Here is a 26,783-nt window from a genome sequence, read left to right on the forward strand (position 1 = left end):
GGTCGCAGGTTCAAATCCTGCTCCCGCAACCAAATCTACAAAACACCACATGCAAGCGCCCCAACGGGCGCTTTTTGCTTTTGCGGCGCAAAGAGTGGGCCGGTCAGCCGGAGCTGTGCGGTGAAGTGGCAGCCTCGGGCGGCAACATGATCTTTGCATTGGCCCTGATCTGCCCCCTGAGCAATCCGGGTTCTTTCGTTCGCTCTGTGCAGGCCCCATGCGGTCGTGAGATCTCCAGCGTTGGCGCAACCCGTCGTGCCATCCCGCCGGGGCAGGGCGGTCAGCTGCGCAATGCGGACCGTCGTGGCGCAATTTCGGTGCCGCGGTATCGCCCGGGGGATTTCCAACGCAGCGCGGGTGCCTCGATCAGGTGCCAGGAGAGAACCGCGCAGAGGAGTGTCATGGGCAGGGCGAGCGTCATGTTCCAAAGCGGCAGGCTTACACCCGATGCGACCAGAAGCTGCTGGATCGGGAAGGCGTAGATATAGGTTCCGTAGGAGTAGTCTCCGAGACGGTTGTACGCCAGCGCCCAGGGCAGCCGGGTCTGGCCGATAACGAAGACCGCATAGCTCAGCGCAATGGTGAAGACCGGCAGGAAAATCGGCGTGGGCCAGCTCGCCGCCGCCACCGCGCCACCGAGCGCGGCAAGTCGCGGCGACAGCGCAATCTGGTCGCGCCAGACCCAGAGCGCCATGCCCGTCGTGAAGGGCAGGGCCAGGGTGACCAGTTTTTCGATCCGGATGTGCAGATCGCCGACTATGGTCACGCCATAGAGCAGGGCGAAACCGCCAGCCCAGAGCAGGAAAAGCCGCGGGCGCGACAAAAGGCCGAGCAGGCCGCACAGGACGACGCCCGAGTAGCACAGCACCTCGTAGCTCAGCGTCCAGAGAGAGCCGTTGATCGCGGGGCCGAAAGGCGTGTCCGCGAAGACACCCGGCAGGTCATATCTTGGAAAGAACAGCGTCGCATTGCGCAGAAGGTAGCTCGGGACCTGCGCCCAATAGGCGCTGGATCCGGCGGTTGTCAGGCTGGCTCCGACGAGCACCGTGAGGAACAGGGCGACGAAGAGTCCGGGAAAGAGACGCAGCGCGCGGGCGCGTAGAAAGCGGCGCAGCGAGGATGTCCGATCGAAGCTGCGGGCGATGAAGAAACCCGAGATGGCAAAGAAGATCATCACGCATAGCGAGCCCAGAGACAGGCCCTTCAGAGAGAGGGAGAGCGGCTCGCTCGCCTGCGGGCCCAGGCTGATCGGGTAGGCATGCGAGACCAGCACGCCGGTGGCCGCCAGCATGCGCAGCAGGTTGAAGTTATTGTCCCGCCCCGTGTCCCGATACGTCATCCCGCCTTCCACTTCCACGATGCGGCCGGCCTAAATGTGCCAGGGCGCGACCATCGGCACCGAGATTTGGCGGGAGAGATGAACATGGAGTTAACCAACGAGGCGTGCGGCGCGCGAAACATGCCTGACGTCGCCAAACCCGGCTTTAGGTCGAAATTTTCACCGATTGCCGCTTGGCGCTTGGTTCACTGCGCGTGCGGCCTGTGAACGGTAAGCTCGTGGCGAAATAATCGGTCAATGACGCCGCCACCCCCGAGTTTCGTGATCCGTGTCAAGGTGCGCGGGGCCCGGGCCCGTAGAGTTGACGCGATCGAGGAGGTGTCGCCATGCCATCCAGACCGCCGAAGCGGCGGGGTCTGCCGCCGCTTGTGCTTGCGCTGTTTTACCTCGCGCTGGTCGCGGCGCCGATGTTGCCCGCGATCCTTTCCGGGACCGGGCATTGGCAGGGCGCGATGCGGCTTGCCACAGGAGCGGGTGTCGCGGCGGCGGTCATGATCCTGCTGCAGATGATCACCAGCGGCCGCTTCGAGGCGATCTCGGGGCGGATTGGCATCGACATCACCATGGCCTTTCACAAGTGGGCGGCGCCGGTGGCGCTGCTGCTGGCCGTCCTCCATGTCCTCGCGGTGATCGGGCTGCCGGACCCCGAGCGTCCGGGCCGACTTGCCCGGCGCATCGAGTTCGTGCTCTCCGGGCCCGGCTTATGGGACGCCCGCCTTGCGCTCCTCCTGTTGGCGGCGCTTGTGGTCCTCGCGCTGCTGCGCGACCGGCTCGCCATGCGCTACCAGACCTGGCGGGCGGGGCATGCGCTGGGAGCTGTCGCGCTGGTGCTGCTGGTGGTCTGGCACGCGGTGGAGGACGGCAGCGGCGGTCCGGTCGCGGCAGGGCTCTGGGTTGCGCTTGCGCTCGCCGTCACCCTGCCGGCGCTCTCGGTCTACGCCGGGCGGCTTATCCGGCCGGCCGCGCGGTGCTGGCGGCTCGACTCGGTGCGCCCCGCGGCGGAGCATCTGTGGTTGCTCGAGGTCTCGCCGCCGGAGGGGCAGGGGCTGGACTTCGCGCCCGGGCAGTTCGCCTGGATCGCCGTCGGTCGCAAGCGCTTGCCGCTCCACGATCACCCGTTCTCGATCGCCTCTGCGCCGGGTGGGCGTGCGCTGCGCTTTCTGGTTCAGGAGGCTGGGGATTTCACCCGGACGGCCGGTCAGTTGACGCCCGGCATGCGGGTGTCGATCGACGCGCCGCACGGCAGCTTCGTTCCGCGCGGAGACGGGCCGCTGATCCTTGTCGCCGGAGGTGTGGGCATCGCCCCGATCCTGTCGATCCTCGGGCATCTCGCTCAGACGGACAGTGGCCGCCCTGTGCGGTTCCTCTATGCCGCGCGGAGCACCGCGGCGATGGTCCCGCCCGAGCTGTACCAGCCGGCCTGCAACCGGCTTGGCATCACTCCAGTGCTGATCTCGGACGCGGCGGAAAGCGATGCGGTGCAGCGCGGGCCGCTCACGCACGGCCATCTGGAGCGGGCGCTCGAGGGCCTTGATCCGGCCTCCTGCGAGGTGATGACCTGCGGCCCCGGGCCGATGATGACCTTCGTGGCGGACACGGCGCTGGACCTCGGAGTGCCGATGCAGAACATCAGCTACGAGCGTTTCAGCTACGCGGCGGGCGGCTCATCGGCCAAGGATCGCCGGACCCTGGCCGGCTTTGCGGCGCTCTGGGGCGGGGTGCTGGCGGTGGTGATGGTCTACTGGCTAGCCTGAGCCTGCAGCCAGGCGATGATCGCGGCGCGCTCCGCCTCGTCGGTGGCGTGGTGCTGGGCGAGGAACCGGTCGAGCCGCGCGCTGGCGCCGGCATCCGTCGTATCGGGGACCGCGTAGAGGATGCGCGACGGGGTGCGATGACACTTGGCGCAGTTGGCGGCCCAGGCCGCTGCGCCGGCATCGGGCTCGGCTGCGCTTGGCTGGACCGGGGCGAGCGCCAAGAGGCCAGCCGCAAGGATGCCACGCCACAAAACGACTGGTTGCATGAAACGCCTCCTCCCGCCGGTTGCCGGTCATCATGCCGCGCGGTTCCGGAGGCGGCAAGCTCGGGAGGGCATTTCTGCAGGCTGCGGCGCGTCGGATAGCGCGTTGCCCCGACAGGATGCATTGCGTCCCTGTCGGGGTTGGGCGTGAGTTCCGGCGGTGCGGGGCTGAATTTCCTTTCGCGGCCTTGACCGAGGTCAACGGGACCGGCGCGCGCGCGTGGTCTCATGCGGGGGTTCCGAACCAAGACCAGGCGGAGAGATCGAAGCGGATCACGCAGACCATGGGAGGGCCGGGTCATGTCGACGCAATTGCAGGTCGTATCGGTTGAGCGGGTTTCCACGAACAGCGATGGCACACAGGCCGACGGCGCCACGATGCGCGGGGTGTTCAGCGCGGACGGCGCGAAACTTCTGATGCAGAGCAGTGCGCGGTTCGTCCCCGAAGACCTGAACCCCTATGCCGACATCTATCTCAAGGACATGGCCAGCGGTGCGATCGAGCGTCTCACGCTCGATCCCGCAATCGCGCTGCCCGAGGAAGGCGGCTGGGAGCCGGCGATTTCCGCCGACGGAACGCGGGTGGCCTATACCACGACCCATCGGTTCACGATCGACGGCGAGATGGAGGCGGCGGAGACGGTCTTCTTCAAGGACCTGCTGACCGGGGAGGACAAGCTGGTTTCCGCGAGCGCCGAGGGCGAGCCGGGGAACGACTCGAGCTTCTACGCCACCTTCTCGCCGGACGGGCGTCAGATCGCCTTCACCAGCTATGCGACAAATCTGGTTCCGGGCCTCGCGATGGTGGGCGACGCGGTCTTTCTCAAGGATATCGCGAGCGGGGACATCCGCATGCTGTCGACCAATGCCGCGGGCGAGGCGGCGAACAACTACAGCGTCGGAGACGGGTTCTCACCGGATGGATCGCGCTTCGCTTTCTCGAGCGCGGCGGACAACCTCGTTGCAGGAGACACCAACGGCGCGCGCGACATCTTTGCCAAGGATTTGACCACCGGTGACGTGCTGCGCCTGTCGGTCGGCGCGGACGGGACGGAGGGCAACGGCGACAGCTCGGAAGCCAGCTATTCGCCTGACGGGACAAAGCTGCTGTTTGCCAGCCGCGCGACGAATTTCGTCGCCGGCGACGGGAACGGCTCCCAGGACCTGTTCATCAAGGACCTGACGACGGGAGAGATCACGCTGGTGTCCACGGACAGTAACGGCAACCAGTGGACCGGCGACAGCTATGGCGGGGTGTTCTCGCCGGACGGCACGAAGATCGCCTTCTACAGCGATACCTCGAGCCTTGCGGTGCGCGATGACAACGGCGCGCGGGACGTGTTCGTGAAGGACCTCGTCTCCGGCTCCGTCATCGTGCTGTCGGCCAATATCTCGGGCGACATTGGCGACGCGCAGAGCTACTGGCCGAAATTCGTTCCGGATGGGTCCGGCGTGCTTTTCACCAGCCACGCCACCAACCTCGTACCAGACGACACCAACGGCGAACGTGATCTCTTCATTGCCCGTTTCGAGGAGCGCGTGCTCGGCGGGCCCGTCCAGTGGTCCGTGGCCGAGGGCGGCAACGGCCACTGGTACGAATTCGTCGAGGGGCCGCTGACCTGGGCCGAGGCCCGCGCGGAGGCCGAAAGCCGTAGCCATCTTGGCCTGCCGGGCTACCTTGCCACGATCACCTCGGCGGCAGAGAACGCCTTCGTGCTGTCGATGACACCGCCCAACGTCTGGGCCGGCGGCTCGGATGTGACGAACGAGGGCGTGTGGAGCTGGGCCGGTGGGCCGGAAGCAGGGCAGGTCTTCTGGACCAGGGCCTTCGGTGCGATCGGCTATTCCGACTGGGGCGGCTACGAGCCGAACAACGCCGGTGACGAGGACTACCTGCTGGCCCATGCGCTCTATCCCACCGGCACATGGGCCGACGCCGGGGTGCCGCCCAATCCCAATTCCTCCTTCGGCTACGTGGTCGAGTACAGCACGCCGGAACCGAGATTTGCCGCGATCGCCACCGGCCGGACCGAGGCCGAGGCGCTGTCCTTCGAAGCCGGCTTCACCCCCTGGCGCAACGTCTGGGCGTCCGACAGGGTCTACCTGCAGGCCACGGGCACCGGCGAGGCCCGCGCCTCGGGCAGCTTTGCCGGTGTCGCGGGTACGTACAGCCTGACGGTCGGCTATTTCGACGAAAGCGACGGTGCGAGCACGTTCAGGCTCGAGCTGAACGGTGAGATCCTCGACGCGTGGGTCTGGGACGCGGACCCAGCCGGGGCCATCGTGACCGGGGATGCGCTGATGCGCCGTGTCCTTCCGCGCGTGGACCTCGCGCCCGGCGACGTGCTGACCCTTGCCGGTACCGCCGACGGTGTCGAGCCGCTTCGCGTCGATTTCCTCGACATCGGGGACGTGCCGCCAGAGGGCGCGCCGTTTCGCGTGGAAGCGGAGACGCTTGAAATCATCAAGGGTTTCGAGATCGTCACGAACCCCTGGGCCTCCGAAGGGGCCTACCTGCAGGCGTGCGGGCTCAACATCCAGCGCGCCGTCCATTATTTCACGGGCACCAGTGGGCGCTACGATCTCGAGGTCGGCTATTTCGACGAGACCGACGGCGTGAGCCGCATGCAGGTTCTTGTGAACGGCGCGCAGGTGGCAGACTGGCTTTGGGATGGCGAAGAGGGCGACCGCATCGTCACCGGGGCGAGCGCCGCGCGCCATGCAATCGAGGGGCTGGACCTGGCGCCCGGGGACAGGATCGAGTTGATCGGCACGCCCAGCGGGGGCGAACCGCTCAGGACCGATTTCCTCGAGTTCACCCCCTCGGCGCCCGCCACGGGGCCAAGCCCGGACCTCTGGTTCCTGCGGGGGGACGAAGTGATCCTCGCGCTCAACGACGGCACCGGCCGGTTCTCGGAGCAGGCGACCGGGATCCTGCGCGGCGATGGCACGCTGCTCACCGCCGACCTTGATGGCGACGGCGACACTGACTTCCTGCACGTGCTGGTCGCGCCGCCCTATCTGCCCGACACCGGTGTGGACGACTTCGAGTTCGACCTGATCGCCAGCATCTACGAGAACGATGGCAGCGGACACTTCGGGGCACCGCAGGTGTCGACGACCCGGGTGAGTTTTGATGTCTCGCCGGTCTACCTCAGCGGCCCGGCATCGCTCTACGAGTTGCTCAATCCGGTCGATCTGGGCGATGTCGATGGCGACGGGGACATTGATGTCATGGCGAACAGTATCGCCGCGATGCAGATGATGGTCTTTGAAAACGATGGCGCAGGGGGCTTCGCCCTGCAGGCCGCGACGCCCTATGATCTGGGGGAGCAGCGCAGCGATGCGATGCTGGCGGATCTCGACGGGAACGCGGACCTTGATGCGGTGGTCTTCACCGGCAGCGACTACAATGCGCTGAAGGTCTTCGTGAATGACGGGGCGGGTGGCCTGAACCTCGCCGGCTCCGGCATCTCCAGCGAAGGCGGGATCGGCGACGGTCAGGTGCTCGACCTCGACGGGGATGGTGACAAGGACATCATCCACATCGCGAGCGGCGAAAGCCGCGGCATCTACACCTACATGAACGACGGGACAGGTGCGCAGCAAACTGGCGTGGGGCCGGCATTCGCCGGCGATCCCGACGGGCTGATCGGCACCATCGAAGCCGGGCAGTTCGATGGCGATCCGGCCATCGAGGTCATCAGCGCAGGTGTCGTTGGCGATGATGCGGAGCATGCGCCGGGCCTACGGGTCTTTGACATCGTCGAGGTCGCCGGAGGGACCGGCTTCGCCCTTTCGTCTTTCGATCCGGCGATCACGGGCAATGTCCTTGCGCAGGCGGACTACGACCTTGATGGGAGCCTCGATCTGCTCATGTGGCAGGACGGAGAGCTCGTGCTCCTGCGCAACGACGGTGAGGCGGCATTCAGCAACGCCGGGGCGATCCTGGCAGGTGAGGTATCCTTCATCAGCGGTGGCGACGAGGTTGGATATTTCGACGACGGGATCGGCCTCTAGCCAGGCTGGGTCCCGTGCCGGCGCTGTCTCGTCTGCCGTACTCTGATGCAGAATACTGGCCGGACAATCTCGGTATGCATGTCCCGCCGACGTCGCGCGGGACATGCCGATGTGGCCTAGAGGCCGGAAGCCTCGGTTCCGGCCCGCGTCGACTGGGCAGTCGCCCCATGGCCGGGCGAAGCAGTCGCACGGGGCAGATCACTGCCCTGGCCTCAAGGGGTCATCGTTTGACGCAGCGCTGCGGGGGTGGAAGGACGCGTTTGGTCCATGAGGATCAGGTCGCCGTTCGCGCCGAGATGGGCGAGCCCCTTTTCGATCAGCGCGCTGGCGTCGCCCGAGTTGAAAGATTTGACAGCATTGATGCTCAACTTGCGAAGCAAGAAAAACTGCGGCCCGGTCAGGCCGTGTGGAATGTTACTCAACACAAATTCTCCTCCAATAGGGGAGGAAAGATAGCAAGTTCATTCCGGGCAGAAAACATGCTGCGCAGTCTGATCGGGCCAGCACGTGAATTCGCCTCCATGGCTGATGAGGAATTCGGCAGAACTGGCTAAGAGGCGATGCGGTTTGGGCGCCGTGATGGTCGCCTGCGCGCTTGCATCCGGAGGGTGGCGAAGCGCGTCGGCCCTCTCCGGAGGCCGGCCTTAGCTCACGAGCTTCTTCTGCGCGGCGAAGGGGCTCAGGCCGAGCCATTTCTGCATCGTCTCGGCGACCTCGCGATTGCCGTCCATCTCGAGCTTTGTCGCCGACTTGCAGGTCGCGAGCCCCATCCAGATCTCGGTCATGGTCCGCAGATCCGTGGTGACGAAGAGGTCGACCTCGAACCCGGGATCCGCAAGGCAGAGATCGACCGCGCCGTTCTCCTCGACAATCAGCCACCAGGAGCGTTTCGACGGAGGGAGCTCTGGGAAGCGGAAGTTCAGGACGACGCGCCGCGGGGGCAGGGGGCTCGGATCGAGATTGCGGCGCATGTCCCACATCAGCAAGGAGACATCGAGCCGCTCCAACGAGGGCTCCGACCTCACCCATTTCTGGCCCCAGATTCCAAAGGCCTCGACGATCGACATGAGATCCTTGCCGGCCGGCGTGAGCAGGTAGTCGACGTTCTGCGAGCCGGGCACCGGCCGCCGTTCGACGATCCCCGCGGCTTCGAGCTCGCGCAGACGCTGCGCCAGCAGCGAACGGGACATGCGCGGCACGCCGCGCCTGAGGTCGTTGAACCGCGTCGAGCCGGCAACAAGCTCGCGGACGAGAACCATCGTCCAGCGTGTGCAGAGGATTTCGGCGGCCATGGCGACGGGGCAGAACTGGAAGTAGCTGGCATTGGACATCTGCGGGCTCCTCGTTTGCGCGGAGGAGTATAGCTTACATTCAGCTTTCTGTATCCAGTCCAGAACCTGGACCGGCCGGTCCAGATCCGTCACTGGTTTCAGATTCGTCTCAGCCTCATCCTCTTTGCCCAAGAACCGCGGACCACGACGGTTCGACACGCGGGCACGGCCGGTCCCGGTCTCTGCCCCGAAAAAGTGGAGGAGATCATGACCAACGGAATTGATGTGAACGGTCTGGATGGCGCCAGACATGCCGTCAGCGATGCGGACCGGGCCGGGCTCGACGCAGGGCTGCGCGGCGCGACGCTGGCCGAAGGAGACGATGGCTACACCGAGGCGCGGGAAATCTGGAACGGCATGGTCGACCGCAAGCCCGCGCTGGTGATCCGGGCGATGGGAACCGAGGACATCCGCGCGGCGGTGAATTTCGCCCGGGATCACGGCCTGCGCATGTCGGTGCGTGCGGGCGGCCACCAGATCGCCGGGCTCGCGGTCGAAGAGGGGTCGCTGATGCTGGACCTGTCGCAGATGCGCTCGGTGCAGGTTGGCCCGGAGGCCCGCACCGCGCGCGTCGAGCCCGGCGCGACCCTCGGCGATGTCGACGGCGCGACGCAGGAACATGGACTTGCGGTTCCGGTCGGGGTGAATTCGACCACCGGCATTTCCGGCCTGACTCTGGGCGGCGGCTTCGGCTGGATCACCCGGAAGTACGGCATGACCATCGACAACCTGCTGTCGGCCGAGGTGGTCACTGCGGATGGCAGCGTGCTGAAGGTCTCGGAGACCGAGAACCCCGACCTGTTCTGGGCGATCCGCGGCGGCGGCGGCAATTTCGGGGTGGTGGCGTCTTTCGAGTTTCGCCTGCACCCCGTCGGCCCCGAGGTGCTGTCGGGCCTGATCGTACATCCGCTGTCCGAGGCCGCCGAGCTGTTGCCGAAGTTCCGCGAGCTTTGCGATGCGGCTCCGGACGAGCTGACGATCTGGTCGGTGCTGCGCAAGGCGCCGCCGCTGCCCTTCCTGCCCGAGGAGTGGCATGGCCGCGAAGTGCTGATCTTTGCCGCTTGCTACGCCGGTGACATGGCCGAGGGCGAGGCTGCGATGCGCGACCTGCGGGCGCTCGGCTCACCCATCGCCGACGTGATCGGCCCGCACCCGTTCACCGGATGGCAGGCGGCCTTCGATCCGCTGCTCACGCCGGGCGCGCGCAACTACTGGAAGAGCCGAGACTTCCTTGCTCTCGGTGATGGCACGATCGGCGCCATTCTCGAGGCGGTCGGTCACCTGCCCGACCCGCAATGCGAGGTGTTCATCGCCCACGTCGGCGGCGCCATGGCCCGGGTCGCTTCGGGCGCGACGGCGTTTCCGCAGCGCGACAGCCACTTCACCATGAACGTGCACACGCGGTGGGACGATCCGGCCAATGACGCGGCCTGCATATCCTGGGCCCGCGGTCTCTTCGAGGCGACGGCGGCGGATGCGGCCCCCAGCGTCTACGTGAACTTCATGCCCGAGGACGAACCCGAACGCCTGGCAGAGGCTTATGGGGGCAATCTCGATCGGCTGAGGGAGATCAAGGCACGCTACGATCCGGCGAACCTCTTCCGGGTCAATCACAACATCCAGCCGCAGACCGTGACCGAAGCTGCGCAGTGACCGCCCCAGGCAGGCGCGCCCCGCGGCGTGCCTGCTTACCACCTATGGTTCCGCGAACGGTCTTGCTCCGGGACGCAAAGCCTTGGCGAGAACTCGCCAAAAGACGTGACGACGACAGGAGGATCAAATGGAACGCACACTCTACGACCGGCTTGGGGGCAAGCCCGGTATCGCGGCGCTGGTGGATGACGTCATCGAGGCGCACATGAAGAACCCGGTGATCCAGGCGCGGTTCCTGCCCTATCTCGAGATGCCGGACCGGCTCGAGACGGCAAAGGCGCATTTGTGCGACTTCTTCGGAGCTGGCAGTGGTGGACCGGAGACCTACACTGGCCGCAGCATGGTCGAGGCCCACCGCGGCATGAACATCAGTGCGGGTGAATACCTCGCGGCCATGGAGGACATCATGACCACGCTCGAGGCTCATGACATCGACGAACAGGCCCGCAAGGACGTGCTGATGATCTCGTTTTCCCTGCGGCCCGAGATCATGCGGCAGTGACGCGCGCAGGCTCGGCGCGACCGCGCGCGTCAGGCCCGCCTCAGGTCTTGGCCAGCCGGTAGATGGCCGGGATCACCAGCACCGTCAGCGCGGTCGAGGTCAGCAGGCCGAAGAGCAGCGAGATCGCCAGCCCCTGGAAGATCGGGTCCATCAGGATCACCGCCGCGCCGATCATTGCCGCCAGAGCGGTCAGCAGGATCGGCTTGAAGCGCGTCGCCCCGGCCTCGATCAGCGTCTCCACGTCGAGCGGTTTCTCGGGGTTCGCATGGCGGATGAAATCCACCAGCAGGATCGAGTTGCGCACGATGATCCCCGCCAGCGCGATGAAGCCGATCATCGAAGGCGCCGAGAAGGGCGCCCCGAACAGCCAGTGCCCGAACATGATGCCGAGGAAGGTCAGCGGCACCGGTGTCAGGATCACCAGCGGCAGGCGGAAGCTGCCGAACTGCGCCACAACGAGAATGTAGATCCCCAGCAGCGCCACTGCGAAGGCCGCGCCCATGTCGCGGAAAGTGACCCATGTGACCTCCCATTCGCCGTCCCACAGGATGCTCGGGGCGGAGATGTCCTGCGGCTGGCCGTGCATCGCGATGCTGGGCTTTTGCCCCTCGGGCCAGTCGAGACCGTCCAAGATATCCGCCGAGGCGAGCATGCCGTAGAGCGGCGACTCAAACGCGCCCGCCATCTCGCCCATCACCATGATCGTCTCGATGCCGTTGTGGCGGAAGATCGGGAAGGAGGTGAGCTCGTCCTGTACGGTGACCACGTCGCCCAGTTCTACCACGCCGCGCCCGCCGGGCAGGGCGTCGGCGGGCACAGGGGTCGACAGCGCGGTGGCATCCATCACCCGGTCCGACCGGTCGCGCGACAGCACGATGGGGATGGGCCGCCGCTCGCCGCCGCGATGCGAGTAGCCCACGGTGCCGGTCCCGTAGAGCAGCGAGAGCGTGTCGAGCGCGTCCGCTTCCTGCACCTTGTAGAAATCCAGCGCGGAGGGGTCGAGCACCACTCGGCGGCGTGGGGCCTGTACGCCGTAATTGTCGTCAACGTCGACCACGTACGGAATTTCGTCGAAAGCGGCGCGGACGCGCTCGGCGACCATCCGGCGGGTCTCGGCGTCGGGGCCGTAGACCTCGGCCATGAGCGTCGAGATCACCGGCGGGCCGGGGGGTGGCTCGACGGTTTTCAGCACCGTGCCCTCGGGCAGGTCGAGCGCGGTCAGCTTTTCGCGCAGGTCGAGCGCGATCTCGTGGCTGGTGCGGTCTCGCTCGCCTTTGGGCGCGAGGTTGATCTGCACGTCGCCCATCTCGGGCAGCTGCCGCAGGTAGTAGTGGCGCACCAGCCCGTTGAAGTTGAAGGCCGAGGCGGTGCCCGCATGGGTCTGGGCCGAGATCGCCTCGGGCAGCGAGAGCGCCACGCGGGCCACCTGCTGCGCCACTGCGGCGGTGCTCTCCAACGCGCTGCCCTCGGGCAGGTCGATGACCACCGAAAGCTCGGACTTGTTGTCGAAGGGCAGCAGCTTGACGGTCACGTCACGGGTGTAGAGCGCGGCGAGCGAGCCGAAGGAGAGCACCGCGACCACCAGCAGGAAGAGCGCCGATACGGATTTGCGCGCCAGCAGTGGCCGGGCGATGCCGGCATAAACGCGGCCGAGCGCGCCGCCCGCCGTGCCGTGCTCGGCGCCGTGGTGCAGCGGGGCGCGGCCGGCGATCTTCAGCATCAGCCACGGCGTGATGATGACGGCGACGAAGAACGAGAAGATCATCGCCGCCGAGGCATTGGCGGGAATGGGGCTCATGTAGGGGCCCATGAGGCCCGAAACGAAAAGCATGGGCAGCAGCGCCACCACCACCGTCAGCGTCGCCACGATGGTCGGGTTGCCGACCTCGGCCACCGCCGCGACGGTGGCGCCGAAGCGGCTCTGGCCCTCGCGCTTCATCGCCCAGTGGCGGGCGATGTTCTCGATTACCACGATGGCGTCATCGACGAGGATGCCGATCGAGAAGATCAGCGCAAACAGCGACACGCGGTTCAGCGTGTAGCCCATGATCCAGGCGGCGAAGAGCGTCAGCAGGATGGTCACCGGGATCACGATGGCGACCACGATGGCCTCGCGCCAGCCGATGGCGAAGAGCACGAGGATGACGATGGAGATGGTCGCCAATCCGAGGTGGAAGAGCAACTCGTTGGCCTTCTCGTCGGCGGTCTCGCCGTAGTCACGGGTGATCTCGACCTCGATGGAGGAGGGGATGATATTGCCCTCCATCGCCTCGACCCGGTGCAGGATTTCCTCTGCCACCACCACCGCATTGGCCCCGGCGCGCTTGGCCAGTGCCAGCGTCACGGCAGGGCGGTTCTCGGGGCTCTCGGGTCCGTGGCTGACGGTGCTGACGTACTCCGAGCCGGTGTCGGTCTCGAGGGTCACCTCGGCCACGTCGCGCAGGTAGACGGTGCGCCCGTCGCGGGCGGTCAGCTCGAGGTTGCCGATCTCCTCGGCGGTGGTCAGCGTCTCGCCCACCACCAGCCCGATCTGCCTGCCGCTCTCACGCAGGGTGCCGAGCGGCAGCGAGGTGTTGGCGCCCTCGATCTTGCCCCAGAGCTGCTGCAGGGTGATCCCGTAGAGCGCCAGCCGCGCCGGATCGGGGTTCACCCGAAGCTGCGGCTCGGTGCCGCCGATGACATAGGTGAGGCCGACGTCCTCGATGGCGGCGAGCCGCGCCTCGACCTCGCGCGCCACGCGGGTCAGGTCGGCGGGGGTGACGCCGGTCTGGCCCTCGGCGGGCGAGAAGGTGAGCGCCACGATGGCCACGTCATTGATGCCGCGGCCGACGATCAGCGGCTCGGGGATGCCCACCGGGATGCGGTCGAGGTTGGCAAGGATGCGGTCGCGCACGCGCAGGATCGCGGTGTCCGAGGAGACGCCGACGTCGAAGCGCGCGGTGACCATCACCGCGTCGTCGCGGGTCTCGGAATAGACGTGTTCGACCTCGTCGATGCCCTTGACGATGGTCTCGAGCGGCTCGGTCACCAGCTTGACCGCGTCCGCGGCGCGCAGCCCGTTGGCCTGCACGTGGATGTCGACCAGCGGCACCGAGATCTGCGGCTCCTCCTCGCGCGGCAGGGCGGCGAGGGCGATGAGTCCGACCGCCAGCGAGGCGATCAGGAAGAGCGGGGTGAGCGGCGAGTTCAGGAACGCGCGGGTGAGGTGCCCGGCCAGTCCCAGGGCCCCGCTGGGCCCGGTGTCACGATCACTCATCGGGCACCATGACCGTCTCGCCGGGTTCGAGCCCGGTCAGGATTTCGCGCCATGCGGCACCCTCGCGGGTCACTTCCCGGCCCGGCACGACGATGCGCTGCACCGGCCCCTCGGGGGTCTCGACGGTTACCATGTCGAGCCCGCCGCCGCGGCTGAGCGCAACCTCGGGCACGAGCACCGCCTCCTGCGTGCCAACCGGCAGGCGCACCGGCAGGCGCAGGCCGACGTAGCGCTCTTCCAGCCCCTCGACCTCGACATCCGCTTGCAGGCGTCCGCCCTCGATCTGCGGGTAGAGCTTGGCGATGGTGCCGGCGATGGTGCCTGTCTCGGTGGGGCTTGCCGCGCCGGGGCCACGCGCCATCTCGATCCGGTCGCCCTCGGCCAGGGTCTGCGCGAAGCGCTCGGGGATCGACAGGCGCAGAAAGGCGCCGCCGCTGCCGATGACCGCGACGGTCTCGCCCTGCGCCACGAAGGATCCGCGCGAGACCGGCACCGAGAGCACGATGCCTGCCTCGGGGGCGGTGACGCCGCCTTCCTCGATCTGCCGCTGGACAACCCGGCGCTGCGCTTCGGTCGCGGTGACCTGGTTGGTCAGCACATCTACCGAGGTCTGCAGCGCGTCGAGCCGCTGCGCCGAAATCGTGCCGCTGCGCTGCAGGGTCTGGCCGCGGTCAAGATCGGCCTGGGCGTTGGTGAGCTGCGCGCGCAGCGCCTCGGCCTGGGCATCGAGCGCGTCGATCTGAACCGAGAGCTTCTCGTCCTCGACGGTCCCGACGAGCTGCCCCGCCTCGACGCGGTCGCCCTCGGTGATCGAAAGTTCGACCAGCGTGCCGGCGATGCGGGCGCGGGCGGGCAGTTCGTTTCGGGTTTCGACTTCGCCGTACACCGGTTTCCATTCGGTGATCTGCTCGCTGGTCACGGACCAGGGCTCGGCCAGCGCGCGGCTGGCTGCCCAGAGCAGGAGTAACGACAGGGCGGTGGGTCGCATGTCAGTCCCTCATGAGTAACTTTTCATATTCTATAAATGGAATTTAAAGGAGTGCCAGTAAGATCTTCATTTCGAAGCATGAAGAACTGCCCGCTCCCGTCAAGATGGCTGTCGCGCGGCGGATCGCAGCAGCGCAGGGCGGAGCACCAGAACGGCGCCTTCGGTGCAGTCGGCCCGTCATGGTCATCCCGGCGAGCAGGTCGGTGTCGGGCCCGGCGAGCTGCCCGGCTGTCCGGGGTCATGCACTGGTGCCACACCGCGGCGGCAAATCGCAGAGCGCCGGTTGCGCTCGGCGCGACCGGATTGCACTTGACGTTGCGGCATTGACTAGTCCCGGTGCCGCGCCTGCTCGAGCAGGTGGCGACGCGGTGATTTACCCGAGCGTCTTGAGCCGCGTCGCCTGTCGCCGATAGTCCGCCAGCGCCTACGGACGCTCGACCTGCGAATGCGGTTTGCTAAGATCATGACATGTTCGTCAGATGCGGTCTGTTCCTGGCTTTTCTGTCGCTGCCGGCGCCGAGTGTCGGGGCAGGGCTCCTGTGCGAGGGGGCGCCGGTGACGGTCCTCGGCGGCGATGCGGCTGTTGCCGAGCGGGTGTGCAGGGTGGCCACGCGGGCCGTGCCAGGGCTGGCACAATGCGGTCTGCCTGTGACGCGCATGGTCACGATACGCGTTGTCGAGGATGGCCTGGGCGAGGGCTGCGTTGGGCTGTATCACTGCGGCGCGGATCTGATCGAGGTGCTTGCGCCCGCGCGGCTCGAGGCGCAGCGCGGGCAGGACGGCCTGTTCGGAGCGGTGCCCACCGACCGTTTCTTCGACAGCATCGTGGTGCACGAATTGGCGCATGCCGCGCATGATGCATTGCCTTGTCCGGCGGGCATATGCCTCGCGACCAGCGAATACCTTGCCTACAACAGCCAGATCATGGCCCTTTCCGCCGAGGACCGGAGCGCGCTCATGGCGTCGATCGACATGGAGCGCACAGTGTCCCACGCTGAACTCAACACATCCATCCTGTTCTTCAAGCCAGATGCTTTCGCGGCGCGTGCATGGGCGCATCTGAATCAGCGAGAGGAGCCCTGCGCGTACCTGCGCCATGTCGCCGAAGGAGATTTCACCTTCGACCGGGAGCGTCCGTAGTGCATGTAGGGTCGTCCGCGGTGGCCGTGTGGATCGGTGAAAAGGGGCCTCTTGGCGGCTCATCCGCGGGCTCTGTCAGGATGGATGCGACGAGGCCCCGCTCCATCCGCGCGCTCGCGCTGGGCGTGCCAGAGCATGTAGTTGATCGGGGCGCGCATCTCGCCGCTCGTCATCGTCGAGATCACGTGCCGTCGCCCGAGGTCCACCTCCGCGGCGCGCTGGTGTTGGGTCTTGCCTTGGCCGGCGTGAGCGATGCGGCGAGCCGTGGTCGCCTAGGTGCTGTCGCACCTCGTCGTCTTGTTGCGCTCGACACCGTGATCGTCAGCACGCTTGGGGCCGTACGTGCCGGGACGCAGGACGTCCTACCTGCGGCTGAGGGCAGCAAGGCGGCACGCAGGGTCTGGTTTCGTGCGCCGCACAATGCCTTGGGTTGCCGGAGTTTGCGTTTCGGTCGGCGGTGCAGGTGTTCAACTATTGCGCGCGCGAGGCGCGCGTTCCGGGTGCGGCGACCCGCTCTCATGCGCAGCGAGGTGTGGCTCAACTGAACCACAACGCATTGATCATGAAAGCTCTCTTTACACACTCGCACGTTGAGCCTTAGCGTTAGGCTGCAACTGCCTTATTGATTCCTTATTCTTAATTTTGTGTTGAGTATGTCGTCATGAGTATTCAGAGCCGTCGTTTTTTCCATTGCCGCTCCTGTGGTCACAAGATGCGCCTGGGCGTCGACGAATGCGGCAACTGCTATCAGCCGACGCCGATGATCAACCACTTCCCGCTGCCTCTGCTGCTTGCGCTGCCCGTCCTGGCGGTCGCCATTGTGGCGCTGGTCATATCCACCGTGTAGCTCACCCGCAGCAGGACCATCCCGCCGAACGGCCGCTGCTTTTTGCGCTGCCGCTGACACGGGGTTCGTGCTTCGACGTCGGGCGATCGCATTGTGTGAGACGCCCCGAGGTCTTGGGCGACCTGCAGGACCTGGACTGGCCGGCACAGAAGCGTCGGGTCTGCCCTGCACCCAATCAATCTGATTGTCCCGCCGAAGCGTCTTCGTCTGGCGGTGCCTCGCGCGCTGACACTCGGACCGCTCATTGCGAAGGCCTTCCCGGCGGTCTCAGGTGCGCGCAAGCATGCCTCGGTCTGGCGCTCCTGGTGGCAGGCTCTTGCGCCGTTCCTGGTTCATCTCGCCGGGCTTCATCATTGAGATCTGTCTTTGTCACCCATTCGCCCATCCGCGCGCCGTCCACGCAGCGTGGCTTGAACCATGATCTTGCGGGTGATCTCCGAGAGGGCGCGGGGGTGCGGCGGAGATCGAATGGAGGTCTAGGTCTCGCCGTCCTCCGCTTCGTTGCCATGCGTGTACTTCCGTCCGATGGCCGTGAGCGCGCCGCGCAGGCCGCGTCCGGCGCGGCTGGCCTCTTGCAGCACGCCGGTCGTCTTGGCCTCGATCCTCAGCCGGTTTCGCTGCGTGTCGAGCGCCGCGCCAATGAGGCTGTCGATGCGGGCGCGCAGGCGATCCACGTTCCAGTCGGGCTCGGTCAGGACCACCGGGATCGTGTTGGCGGTGGCGCGTGGGTCGGCGATGTCCTGCTGCACCGCCAGGACGACCTCGGTGACGCGCTCCATCGCCTCTGCGGTGAGATGGCCTTCGGGAAAGGGCCAGTCGGGCAGCAACTCATCGATGCAGGAGACCGCCACCACCACTGGCGGCATGCGGCGACGAGGGTCGCCCGTGATGATCTCGCGAAGCATTGCGATGGTCGCGCGGTCGATCTCGCGCGCGGGGCGGTTGGCGCGGATGGTCCAGATGACGAGATCTGCGCGCGCCAACTCCTCGGCGACCGTCCGGGCCAGCCGGGGCGAGCCGTCGAGCCCCGGCATGTCGAGCAGCATCGCCTCGACCCCGTCGAAGTCGGTGGGGTAGGTCCTCGGCGTGTCGGTTGTCGGGATGGTGTCGACCTCGGCGAGATCTGCCCCGAGCAGCGCGTTGACGAGGCTCGACTTGCCGGCGCTGATCTGGCCTGCGACGGCGATGCGCAGCGGCATGTCACTCGCCGCAAGCCGGGCCCGGTCGAGCTCGCTGGAGGCGAGGCCGAGATCGAGAAGTTCGGAATCGGAAAAGCGCAACCGCCCGGAGTAGAGCTCGACCGCCGCCGCCGCGACCTCCTCGAGCAGCAGCGCCTGCAGGATGGCCGTGCCCTCGCTGGTCACGAAGGACGAATGGCCCTCGGCGATGACCCCCTCGATCTCGCGCAGCACGGCGGTGGGCAGGGATTTGACCGCGCGGATCACCCGCCAGGCGTTCCAGCCATGCGTCTTGACCTTCCAGGCCACGTCGCGGCGCTGCCAGAGCCAGAGCAGGGTGCCCACCGAGATGCTGTCGGAGAAGGGCACCTTGTCGCGGATGTCCGCACGCAGGCGCACGGCGACGCGGTCGATGAGCAGCAGCGCCTCCGGAACGGTGAAGTCGAGCACCCCCTTGTCGCCCTTGCCCGAGGCGGCCGCGACCCGCTGCACCACCTCCTGCGCGATCGGCTGCAGCTCGGCCCAGGGCAGGGCACTGGTTGTCTTCTCCTCGATGAAGGTCTGTGCGGCCTCGAAGGCACCGATCTCGCGCTCGCCCCAGGCCGGGTCGACCCGGGCGTGCAACTGGTCCGGCCGGGGCGCGGGCCCGGCCTCGCGGCCGCGCATCCAGAGCCGCACCAGCCGGATCAGCGCGACCAGCCCGCCGAGCGAGATCGAGCCGACGATGAATTCGATGAGCCAGCCGTGCTCGATCATCCAGGCGAAGCCGGCGAGCATCGCCGCGACGAAGGGCAGGGCGAGCGCCGCCACCGCCAGCAGCCGGTCCCAGCGCAGCAGCGCCGGTCGGAGGCGCTCAGTCAGCTTCATCCGAGGACCTCCTGAAGGCGCGCTGGTAGACCCGGCGCAGCTCCTCCTCGCTCGGTGGGCTGCCCTGCGAGCTGCGGTAGAGGTAATAGGCGGCGGCCCGGCCGATGGCGTAGGTGGTGGCGAAGCTGATCGCCCCCGCGGTGGCGGCGCCCGCGGTCTGGCCGTAGACCGGGATCAGCTTGGCCAGCTCGCGCAGGCCGAAATTCGTCGCATAGCGCGCGCCGACGCTGAGCCCCATGGTGCTGAGAAAGGCGGCGCCGATCTTGCGGTCCCATTTCACCCCGTAGCGCAGGCCCAGCTCGTGCAGCATCTTGAGCTGCGTGGCGGGCACCGCGACCATGCCGACAACTGGCGCGAGATCGCTGGTGAGCGCCACCCCGGCATAGGACAGCACGCAGCGTTTGTGCTTTTCGAACTCGACCTGTTCGGCATCCGAGCTGCGGGATTTCTCCAGCAGCAGGCCCGCCGCCGGCAGCGCCTCGAGCAGGTGCTGGCGCAGGGCGTCCAGCCCCTCGACATCGGTGTCCTCACTCGGTGCCAGAGACAGGCTGACCGCGGGAAGCTCGTGTCCGGCGGCCCGGGTCATCCGGGCGGCGATGGTGCGCTCCGCGCGCTCGCGGGCCTCCGGGTCGGTCACCAGGTCCTTGCCGGTGAGCACGAGGATGGCACGCATGCGCCCGTCCGCGCGGGCGATATCCGACAGCGCATCGGCGACCATGCCCTGGACGGGATCGTCGAGCCGGCAGACGACCAGCAGGACGTGGCTGCGGTCGCGGCAGGCCTCGAGGTCCTCGGCCGGCTCATAGCCGGCCTCGCCTAGGCCGCGGGTGTCGAGAAAGCGCACGAGGGGCTGTTCGGGGGGGAAGTCGTAGCTGCGCGCCGAGCGCGTGCAGGGCTGGAACCCGTTTCCGATCGCGGCATCGGACTGTCCCGTGAGCGCGCAGACCAGCGAGGATTTTCCCGCGCCGGTCTTGCCAAGCATCCAGATCACAGGCAGCTCGATTTCGCCTTTCCCGGCGGTTGGCGGACGCTTGGAGCCTCTGAATATCCTGTTCAGCATCTTGTTTCCGATCCGCGGCTTGCCTCGTCCGCTCTGGCAGAACGTTCTGCCAAAAAGCCGCGCAATTCAATATGACCCTTCAGACCTTCGCTGTGGTGCGACCCCTGCTGCGGCACAGGGTCAACGCAAAGGCCGGCGGCTCGCCGGTGTTTCGAAGCCCGCGACGCGCCGATGCCTTTGCGTGGGTCAACCTCTCGAAGTTTCAGTTTAGGGCTCGTGGAGGCCGTGACGACCCGATGTTTCGGACGCAGCGCCGGGAGCCTCGACCAGCCCAAGTATCCCGCAGCGCCCTGTACATGGTCCGCGCCCGCTGCGGGTGCATTCGGTCAGTAGCAGTCTTTGCCAGAGACATGTCACGCCTACCGCGTCGCCGGGGCAGGCGCAGGGCCGAGGGATGTACCAAATTCGGGGTCAGGGCGATCGCTGGTCATCAAGCGGTGAAAGAGGTCACGCGTTGCACCCGCGCTGCCCGCTAGAAAGCTCGCTTCGGAAGATGAGTGCAGAACAAGGCGAGGGTGAAACTGTTCCACTTTCCAAGGCAAGCTTCGGCGGCGGGGCAAAATTGCCGCTCAAGTTCTTGAAATAGCTATGTCCACTTGGGGAAGTGGTGCCCGGGGGCGGAATCGAACCACCGACACGAGGATTTTCAATCCGTCCTGCAGGTCGATGCGTGTGGCGTGCAACGTGTCCGTCTCAAGCTCGGGTAAAAGGCGGATAGGGCAAAAGACATCGCGCTCCACGGTCTGGCGGAGCCGAAGCTGCAACGAACACCGAAAAGAATAACACGAAGCGTAAGTGTTTTGCTTCCGGCGGCGATGAACAAGCCGGAGCGAAATCTTGCTGCCAGCAGCCGAGGTCTTGACGTATCTCAATCCTGTGAGCGCTACCTACGGTATTTTGAAGACTCAGCTTACGAGAAGGAGGAGGAGGAACGATGTCTAGAGCTTCTTTGGTGGCGGTCGCGGCGACGGCGGGTTTGTTAGCTATTTCGGCCTCGGCTCATGCGGCGGGAATGACGCTTGGCGAGTTCGAGTATCTCAATAGCTGTTCGGCCTGTCATGGCGCAAAGGGGGAGGGCGATGGTGCTATTGTCCAATACCTAGCCACACAGAGCTTACCGTCCTTGACGATGCTTCAGAAAAACAACGGCGGGGTCTTCCCGGTGCAGAAAGTCTACGGCGTTATTGAAGGGAGCGAGGATGTTACAGTGCACGGTGCTCGCGATATGCCGGTGTGGGGGCAGCGGTATCGTGCGCGTGTTAACGAGTCGGACGAGGACTACGATTTCGGGCCCGAAGAGACCGAAGCTTACGTCCGCACCCGTATCCTTGCTCTGATCGAATACCTTTCAACGATCCAAGCCGAATGACGTCTATGCGTATTTCGTAACGGCGCCTTCGGGCCGCATAGCGCAAATCGGGAAACCCGTCTTCACGGCGGATTTCCTCTCAAAACATTGAGGACGTCAACCGACTATCCTGGACGCGCCGCCGCGAAGATGGTCGATGCCATATCGGCTTCTCCTATGCCGCCATTAGATCGCTCTCGAGCTTTTCGAACATCGACACATCTTCCTCGGCGTTTTCGAAGAGGTGACCGTAGACGTCCATCGTCATGTTGATTGAGGCGTGCCCGAGCAGCGTCTGAAACTTCTTCGGGTTCCAGCCCTGCTCGATGAACAGCGAGGCCGCGGCGTGGCGCAGAGCATGCAACCCGAACTTCGGCTCGCCCGCGTCGTTGACGATATCGTTCGCCACCAACATCGGCTTGAACACGCGGTTGTAGATGTTGGCGTAGTTCTGGATCTTGCCCGCGCCGTTCGGGAAGACGAGACGCTGGGCGGTCTCGGGAACCTGGCCCTGCCACTGCTCGAGAGCTTCCTTCACGCTAGGGGCCATCGGGATGTCGCGGTAGCCAGCGCGGCTCTTCGGTTTTCCGAGGACGCAGTGCTCATCGGCGCGCTGACGAACTTGCACGAGGCCGCGATCGAGATCGATGTTGTCCCAGGTCAGACCGCGCAACTCCGAGATGCGCATGCCGGTGAAGATGGCGGTGATGAACATGACGCGATGCGACGCCGGCGCGTTGTCGATGATCAGCTTGATCTCGTCTTTGGTCGGGATGATCCGCTCGTCCTGCTCGGTGCGGCGATGGCGGCGCATCTTCACGTCGGAGGCGACGTTGTGCTCGATCCATTCTCGCTCGACGGCCTCGGAGAGCGCGGCGCGCAAGCTGACCATCACCTTGCGCACGACGGACTTGGAGACGCCGTCGTCAAGGAGTTCGTTCATGAAGTCGCGGACCTGGCTGCGGGTGAGTTCGGTGAGCAGAAGACTACTGATCTTCGGTTCAGTGTGGACCCGGGCGTGGCTGCGGTAAGCTTTGAGCGTAGAGCGTTCGAGCTCGTTGCGCTCGCAGGTCTTGAGCCAGCTTTGGCAGGCATCGGCGACGGTCTTGGGGGCGGGGCATGTCGGCCTCTTCTTCTTTGCGATGACTACATTATACCCTGGGTGGGCGCGTCCGTCGGGTGGGAGCCCACGACGATCTCGAAAAAGTAATCAATCACAGACGCTTGCCAACAAGATTTTTTTCTCGCTGTCGCCGCCAGCATGGTTCCCGGACACATCCGGACAGAAAGTCCGGGTGCTGCTGTACGGGGTGATGCGCGATGTCATGATTGCAGTTGTCTGCGTAGTTGATACGTAGACGCAATGGCAGACCTTAGAGCATACGTCTTGGCGACCCACGGTCGTCGAAAGCTCCATCGGGAGCACCCTGCGATCCGACAGCAGGTGCTCAACCTCGAGCGCGCCTTTGAAATGGCTGGCGGCTCGGGTGAGTTGCCTTTCCTCCACGACTATTGCCGGAACGTGCGGGGTCTGGGGTCATTGCCCGCGCTTCAGAAGCACCTACAGGCAGGAGGCTCGGTGCTGCTCGACGACATAGGGCGACTCTTTCGTGCATGTGAAAGCTCTGGTCTGCGGAAAGCCCTACACCGCGAGTTGCTGCCATACGCTTCGAGCATTCGCGGTGTACGGCAGAACATGAAGGTCCTATCTGATTTGTCGCAGGCACACACGGAGCTCTTGTTCAGCGGGCAGTTAGACCCCAAGTTCGTCCTCGTTTCTTCAAAGCGAAAGCGCTCGTCTGTCGATCTGGCTGAGCAGACATTCGCTGCGACCGAGGCGTCGGCTCTAGCCCGCCACGATGCCGCGCTGAAAGTGGCCAGGCAATTGGGCGAGGTGCGCGACAGGATGGTGGCCAGCGGCGAGAAGGCGACGTTGGCGCGGATTGCGGAGCAGGCCAATGCCGATGGGCTGCGCACCACGCGCGGGTCACTCTGGCGGGCAGACACTGTGTCGCGGGCGCTGAAGCGGCTGAAGGAAGCGGTCGAACAGGCTGAGGCTTCACAGAACGACGCCTGAGCGTCGTCCCATCGTCCGAGCTATCGCGGGGTAAGGTCAGCAGTCGGTGCGCACCTACGCGCACCTCAGAATGCTCTGGCGAGATGCCTGTTTGCGCGGAGCGCGGATGTTCGCAAGATCGCCGCTCGATCGTCGCCAAGAGCTTGACCGGGCGGGCCGCGCGAGCAAAGTGGAAGCCGAGCAGCAGCAGCCCGAAGGAGACCGCGATGGAAGATGAAGAGCCGAGCCTCGTGACGTCGGGCAAGAGCCAGTCCGTCGTGATCGACGGTTTCCGCTTCGACATAGAAATCTACCGTCTGGAAGCCGACGACTTCTGGGCGCTCGAGGTCGTCGACTATGAGGGGACGAGCCACGTCTGGGACGATCAGTTCAAGTCCGACAAGGAGGCCCGCAACGCCGCCCTCGAAGCGATCGAGAGCGAAGGCGCCATCGCGTTCATGCGCAGCGACAACGTAGTGCCCTTCCCGGGGACGCCGAGTGAATGAGGTGGCGCTGATATCCTGCAAATGTGCAAGTCTGACTTTGTCATAATGTGAGTGCAAGGGCACGATCATGCAGGGGCCGTGTCTTCTTATTTTTCGCCCGCACCGCAGAGGAACCTTGTCGTGGCGACCGGTGAGTGAGACCGAGTTCGGTGACGCAGTCTGCAACTTTTTGTCTCGTTTCCGCGGTTGCTCCAACAAGGCGGGTGTCCTTGGTCGTCACGCTGGAACGCCTTTCTAGCAAGGGTCCGCGCCGCCTTGGGGCTTTCGACGTGCCGCTCGAATGTCAGTCAGTCCTTATTGACTGGTAATCTCCATCCCAGTTCACGTCGTCCAGCAGTCCTCCTCGTAGCTCTACACCTCCTGTTCTCATGATCTTCTGCATGAAGGCTCCCAGAAAACGCGGGCGGCGCGACACGGCGCCGCCAAGCGTCCTCGCTGTCACCAGGTCAGCTTGTTCAACGCGAGGACAACCTTCTTGTTCAACGACGTGAACCTGGTTCCATATCCTTTGCGGGCTAGGCGGCCTGGGCCGTCTTCTTGGCACGTGGCGCTACCGGTGATCTCAGCGTAGTCCCAACTGCCTCGTTGGTGGAGGTAGGCCCAGAGAGCCGGTTAGCTTCATGATCTCGACCTCCGCCTCCGTCGGACCGCCTTCCGCAGTCTTTTCAAGCGTCGGCATCTGGAAGGCAAAGATGGCTTTGCGAAGTCTCTTGAACTTATACGTACGCAGATCGTCGATGGTCTCGATGCCCTCCCCGCCCAAGATGTTCAGTTCCGGCGTGTTCTTCATCTGGACCTCGATCCGTGAACGCCGCTGCTCCGGTTTCAGGTCTATGGCAGTCTCTACCTTTCTCAGGTCCTGCACCTTGTCTTGCAGCCGGATCATCAGTGGCCGGTGCTCGCCCCCGAAATACATGGTGGCATTCAACGGAACCTCGATGTGGTGCTTTGCGTCTCGCGCCCACCAACAAAGCTCGTCCATTCTCTTGCTGAGAGCGGGCGGCGGACCTTGGCGGGCGCGGATCAAGTGCTGTGTTTTCGTCAGTGGCTTCTCTGTGTTCGACTTCTCGTAGCTCGCGACGAACCGCGGCCAGTCATCCTTTTCCCCGAAGGCTTCGTCCTTGAGCCAACTCCTGTCGAAGATCACATGCTTGCGCAGCAAGTCGGACATCATGGCGCGCCGGGCCCATAAATCCCTATCTGTGTCGCCATTTCTCTTTTTTGGGAAGATATCGACGAAGACCTCGAGCGCCACCACGCGGTGTTGTGGCACGAGTTTGTGGGGAGGGCGGACCTTTGACCACAGCGCGAGCCACATGCGGTTGACGCGGTCTCGCGTCGGATCGTTCATCCGGATGATGAACTCCTCGCCGGTGTAGTTCTCTTCCCAGTCTGGGCCGTAGACGAACACGCCACCTTTGCCGGGCTCTTTAACCACCGGGTTGATAGTTGCCCTGACTTCCCGCCAACTCCTTTCGCTTGGAAACGAGACCCGCACCGCGAGCCAGTCGATCCCGGCTTTGAAGGTGTAGTGGCTCAGGTCAATGTCGGGCGCAGCGAGCAGCCTGCCGCGGGTCACCGGCTGGCCGCCGGGGGCGTCCGTGATAGTGTAGCGCAGTGAAGCATCCCGGAAGGCCGCTTCATCTTTGAGGCGCGTCCACGACACGGAGATCGGGATGTTGAAGGTGTGATGCACGCCGGTCCTCGCTCATTCGCGGGGGGCGACCTATGTCCGACCCGCCAGCGTCGCAAGGCCGAAAAGCGATAATGTTTTCAGAAGTTTGTTCGACCTCACAAATTGAGCGTAGAGCTGCGTGATGCCCGCGTGGGGGTAGGGTAGGCCGAAGCGCTTCGTCGGGCTGTGACGCGAATTTGTGAGCTCTGAGGGGGATGATTTGCGTGTAGTCGGGCCCGAGCTTCGGTGGTGAGCGACTCCGCTGGCCTCGGTTGTGCGCAGGTGCCACACCGCGTTGCCGAATCGTGAAGTGCTGGTTGCGCCTAGCGCGACCGGATTGCAATTGACGTTGCGGCATTCGTTAGTCCCGGTGCCGCGCCTGCTCGAGCAGGTTGGCGACGCGGTGCTTTCCCCGAGCGTCTTAAGCCGCGTCGCCTTCTCGCTTCTTCGGCACGAGCGGAGAGCTGTGCGGCATCTATCCGAAAGAATAGGTCGCAATACATAGTGGGCGCGCGACTCAACTCGACAAACGCATCGAGCGAGGTCAGCCTAGGAGATGTCCGTGAGTGGACGTTTTGGCCGGAGGACCCTCCAGAACAGATCATCGGAATTCTCCCGGTGCTGAAGGTGACGGCAAACATTTCATCATATTGATTGTCCGATGCTAGTCGCCCGGGCAAGGTGGTGTCCTTGCCGGGGCGGTTTTCGCGGCTTCCCTGCCAGCAGCAAAGTCCCGAACCGGTTGGCAGACGCCGCTCATCGAGCGCCGCGTGGGGCGGTAGTCCCGCGGGGTCCGCTTCTCCCTGGTGGCCGCCCAATGCGCATGAGCGGCTCTTCTGTGGCCTTTGATGGAGCGGAACACGACGTGGTTGCGCTCCATCCGCGTGCCCGCGCTGGGCGTGCTAGACCATGCGCTCGATCTTCCCGTCCCAGACATCGACCAGGACGTCGAGCATGTCGCCGTAGCTGCGGCGCTCGGCATGACAGATCGCCTTGAAGC

19 protein-coding genes are annotated in these 26,783 nt (G+C 65.4%); 9 read left to right on the forward strand and 10 right to left on the reverse strand.

Going from position 1 to position 26,783, the window contains the following annotated elements:
- Window positions 1-280: 280 nt before the first annotated feature.
- Complete coding sequence (locus LC039_RS26165; protein WP_226629753.1) at window positions 281-1,339, reverse strand: acyltransferase family protein; 1,059 nt, start codon at window positions 1,337-1,339, stop codon at window positions 281-283.
- A 326-nt stretch (window positions 1,340-1,665) separates the two neighbouring features.
- Between LC039_RS26165 and LC039_RS26170 the strand changes: the two genes are divergently transcribed.
- Complete coding sequence (locus tag LC039_RS26170) at window positions 1,666-3,093, forward strand: ferric reductase-like transmembrane domain-containing protein (RefSeq protein WP_226629754.1); 1,428 nt, start codon at window positions 1,666-1,668, stop codon at window positions 3,091-3,093.
- Here LC039_RS26170 and LC039_RS26175 read toward each other — a convergent pair.
- On the reverse strand, window positions 3,078-3,359 hold the full coding sequence (locus tag LC039_RS26175) for a hypothetical protein (RefSeq protein WP_226629756.1): 282 nt from the start codon (window positions 3,357-3,359) through the stop codon (window positions 3,078-3,080). The two genes, LC039_RS26170 and LC039_RS26175, sit on opposite strands and share 16 nt — an antisense overlap.
- A gap of 297 nt (window positions 3,360-3,656) precedes the next feature.
- On the opposite strand from LC039_RS26175, the gene LC039_RS26180 reads away from it, so the two are divergent.
- Entirely contained in the window at window positions 3,657-7,376 is a 3,720-nt protein-coding gene (locus LC039_RS26180; protein WP_226629758.1) for an FG-GAP-like repeat-containing protein, read from the forward strand.
- Between the two features lie 212 nt (window positions 7,377-7,588).
- Here the strand turns inward: LC039_RS26180 and LC039_RS26185 are convergent, their stop codons facing one another.
- Both LC039_RS26185 and LC039_RS26190 read right to left on the reverse strand, forming a co-directional pair.
- The gene (locus tag LC039_RS26185) at window positions 7,589-7,798 is read right to left on the reverse strand and encodes a hypothetical protein (RefSeq protein WP_226629760.1); all 210 of its coding nucleotides are present in this window, start codon (window positions 7,796-7,798) and stop codon (window positions 7,589-7,591) included.
- A gap of 222 nt (window positions 7,799-8,020) precedes the next feature.
- Window positions 8,021-8,707 carry a winged helix-turn-helix transcriptional regulator gene (locus LC039_RS26190; RefSeq protein ID WP_226629762.1) on the reverse strand — a complete coding sequence of 229 codons (687 nt, stop codon included), beginning with the start codon at window positions 8,705-8,707 and terminating at the stop codon, window positions 8,021-8,023.
- A 207-nt stretch (window positions 8,708-8,914) separates the two neighbouring features.
- Here LC039_RS26190 and LC039_RS26195 point away from each other — a divergent pair, with 207 nt between their 5' ends.
- Both LC039_RS26195 and LC039_RS26200 read left to right on the forward strand, forming a co-directional pair.
- On the forward strand, window positions 8,915-10,360 hold the full coding sequence (locus LC039_RS26195; protein WP_226629763.1) for an FAD-binding oxidoreductase: 1,446 nt from the start codon (window positions 8,915-8,917) through the stop codon (window positions 10,358-10,360).
- A gap of 127 nt (window positions 10,361-10,487) precedes the next feature.
- Complete coding sequence (locus LC039_RS26200; RefSeq protein WP_226629765.1) at window positions 10,488-10,862, forward strand: group I truncated hemoglobin; 375 nt, start codon at window positions 10,488-10,490, stop codon at window positions 10,860-10,862.
- A 40-nt stretch (window positions 10,863-10,902) separates the two neighbouring features.
- On the opposite strand, the gene LC039_RS26205 is transcribed toward LC039_RS26200, so the two are convergent.
- Together LC039_RS26205 and LC039_RS26210 are read right to left on the reverse strand one after the other, a co-directional pair.
- The gene (locus LC039_RS26205) at window positions 10,903-14,118 is read right to left on the reverse strand and encodes an efflux RND transporter permease subunit (RefSeq protein ID WP_226629767.1); all 3,216 of its coding nucleotides are present in this window, start codon (window positions 14,116-14,118) and stop codon (window positions 10,903-10,905) included.
- Window positions 14,111-15,106 (reverse strand): efflux RND transporter periplasmic adaptor subunit, encoded by a 996-nt coding sequence (locus LC039_RS26210; RefSeq protein WP_226629769.1) that lies wholly within the window; start codon window positions 15,104-15,106, stop codon window positions 14,111-14,113. Before LC039_RS26210 ends, LC039_RS26205 begins: the two co-directional genes overlap by 8 nt.
- Before the next feature lie 468 nt (window positions 15,107-15,574).
- Here LC039_RS26210 and LC039_RS26215 point away from each other — a divergent pair, with 468 nt between their 5' ends.
- The gene (locus tag LC039_RS26215) at window positions 15,575-16,246 is read left to right on the forward strand and encodes a DUF6639 family protein (protein WP_226629771.1); all 672 of its coding nucleotides are present in this window, start codon (window positions 15,575-15,577) and stop codon (window positions 16,244-16,246) included.
- 661 nt (window positions 16,247-16,907) lie between these two features.
- Complete coding sequence (locus tag LC039_RS26220) at window positions 16,908-17,093, forward strand: hypothetical protein (RefSeq protein ID WP_226629773.1); 186 nt, start codon at window positions 16,908-16,910, stop codon at window positions 17,091-17,093.
- A gap of 476 nt (window positions 17,094-17,569) precedes the next feature.
- Here LC039_RS26220 and LC039_RS27115 read toward each other — a convergent pair whose 3' ends face one another.
- A complete protein-coding gene (locus tag LC039_RS27115) occupies window positions 17,570-19,138 on the reverse strand; it encodes a GTPase family protein (protein WP_413463862.1) in 1,569 nt (522 codons plus the stop codon).
- On the reverse strand, window positions 19,125-20,120 hold the full coding sequence (locus tag LC039_RS26230; protein WP_226629781.1) for a YcjF family protein: 996 nt from the start codon (window positions 20,118-20,120) through the stop codon (window positions 19,125-19,127). The genes LC039_RS27115 and LC039_RS26230 overlap by 14 nt, the downstream gene beginning before the upstream one ends.
- Window positions 20,121-21,132: 1,012 nt before the next feature.
- Between LC039_RS26230 and LC039_RS26235 the strand changes: the two genes are divergently transcribed.
- On the forward strand, window positions 21,133-21,567 hold the full coding sequence (locus LC039_RS26235; RefSeq protein ID WP_226629775.1) for a c-type cytochrome: 435 nt from the start codon (window positions 21,133-21,135) through the stop codon (window positions 21,565-21,567).
- A gap of 154 nt (window positions 21,568-21,721) precedes the next feature.
- On the opposite strand, the gene LC039_RS26240 is transcribed toward LC039_RS26235, so the two are convergent.
- A complete protein-coding gene (locus tag LC039_RS26240; RefSeq protein WP_226629783.1) occupies window positions 21,722-22,690 on the reverse strand; it encodes a tyrosine-type recombinase/integrase in 969 nt (322 codons plus the stop codon).
- Between the two features lie 300 nt (window positions 22,691-22,990).
- Here LC039_RS26240 and LC039_RS26245 point away from each other — a divergent pair, with 300 nt between their 5' ends.
- Entirely contained in the window at window positions 22,991-23,623 is a 633-nt protein-coding gene (locus LC039_RS26245; protein WP_226629776.1) for a recombinase family protein, read from the forward strand.
- Between the two features lie 206 nt (window positions 23,624-23,829).
- Window positions 23,830-24,108, forward strand: coding sequence for a hypothetical protein (locus LC039_RS26250; protein ID WP_226629778.1), 279 nt, complete (start codon window positions 23,830-23,832; stop codon window positions 24,106-24,108).
- 562 nt (window positions 24,109-24,670) lie between these two features.
- On the opposite strand, the gene LC039_RS26255 is transcribed toward LC039_RS26250, so the two are convergent.
- A complete protein-coding gene (locus LC039_RS26255; protein WP_226629780.1) occupies window positions 24,671-25,804 on the reverse strand; it encodes a hypothetical protein in 1,134 nt (377 codons plus the stop codon).
- Window positions 25,805-26,783 lie beyond the last annotated feature (979 nt).

The sequence above is a fragment of the Alloyangia pacifica genome (assembly GCF_020524285.1).
In the GTDB taxonomy this organism is placed as follows: domain Bacteria; phylum Pseudomonadota; class Alphaproteobacteria; order Rhodobacterales; family Rhodobacteraceae; genus Salipiger; species Salipiger pacificus_B.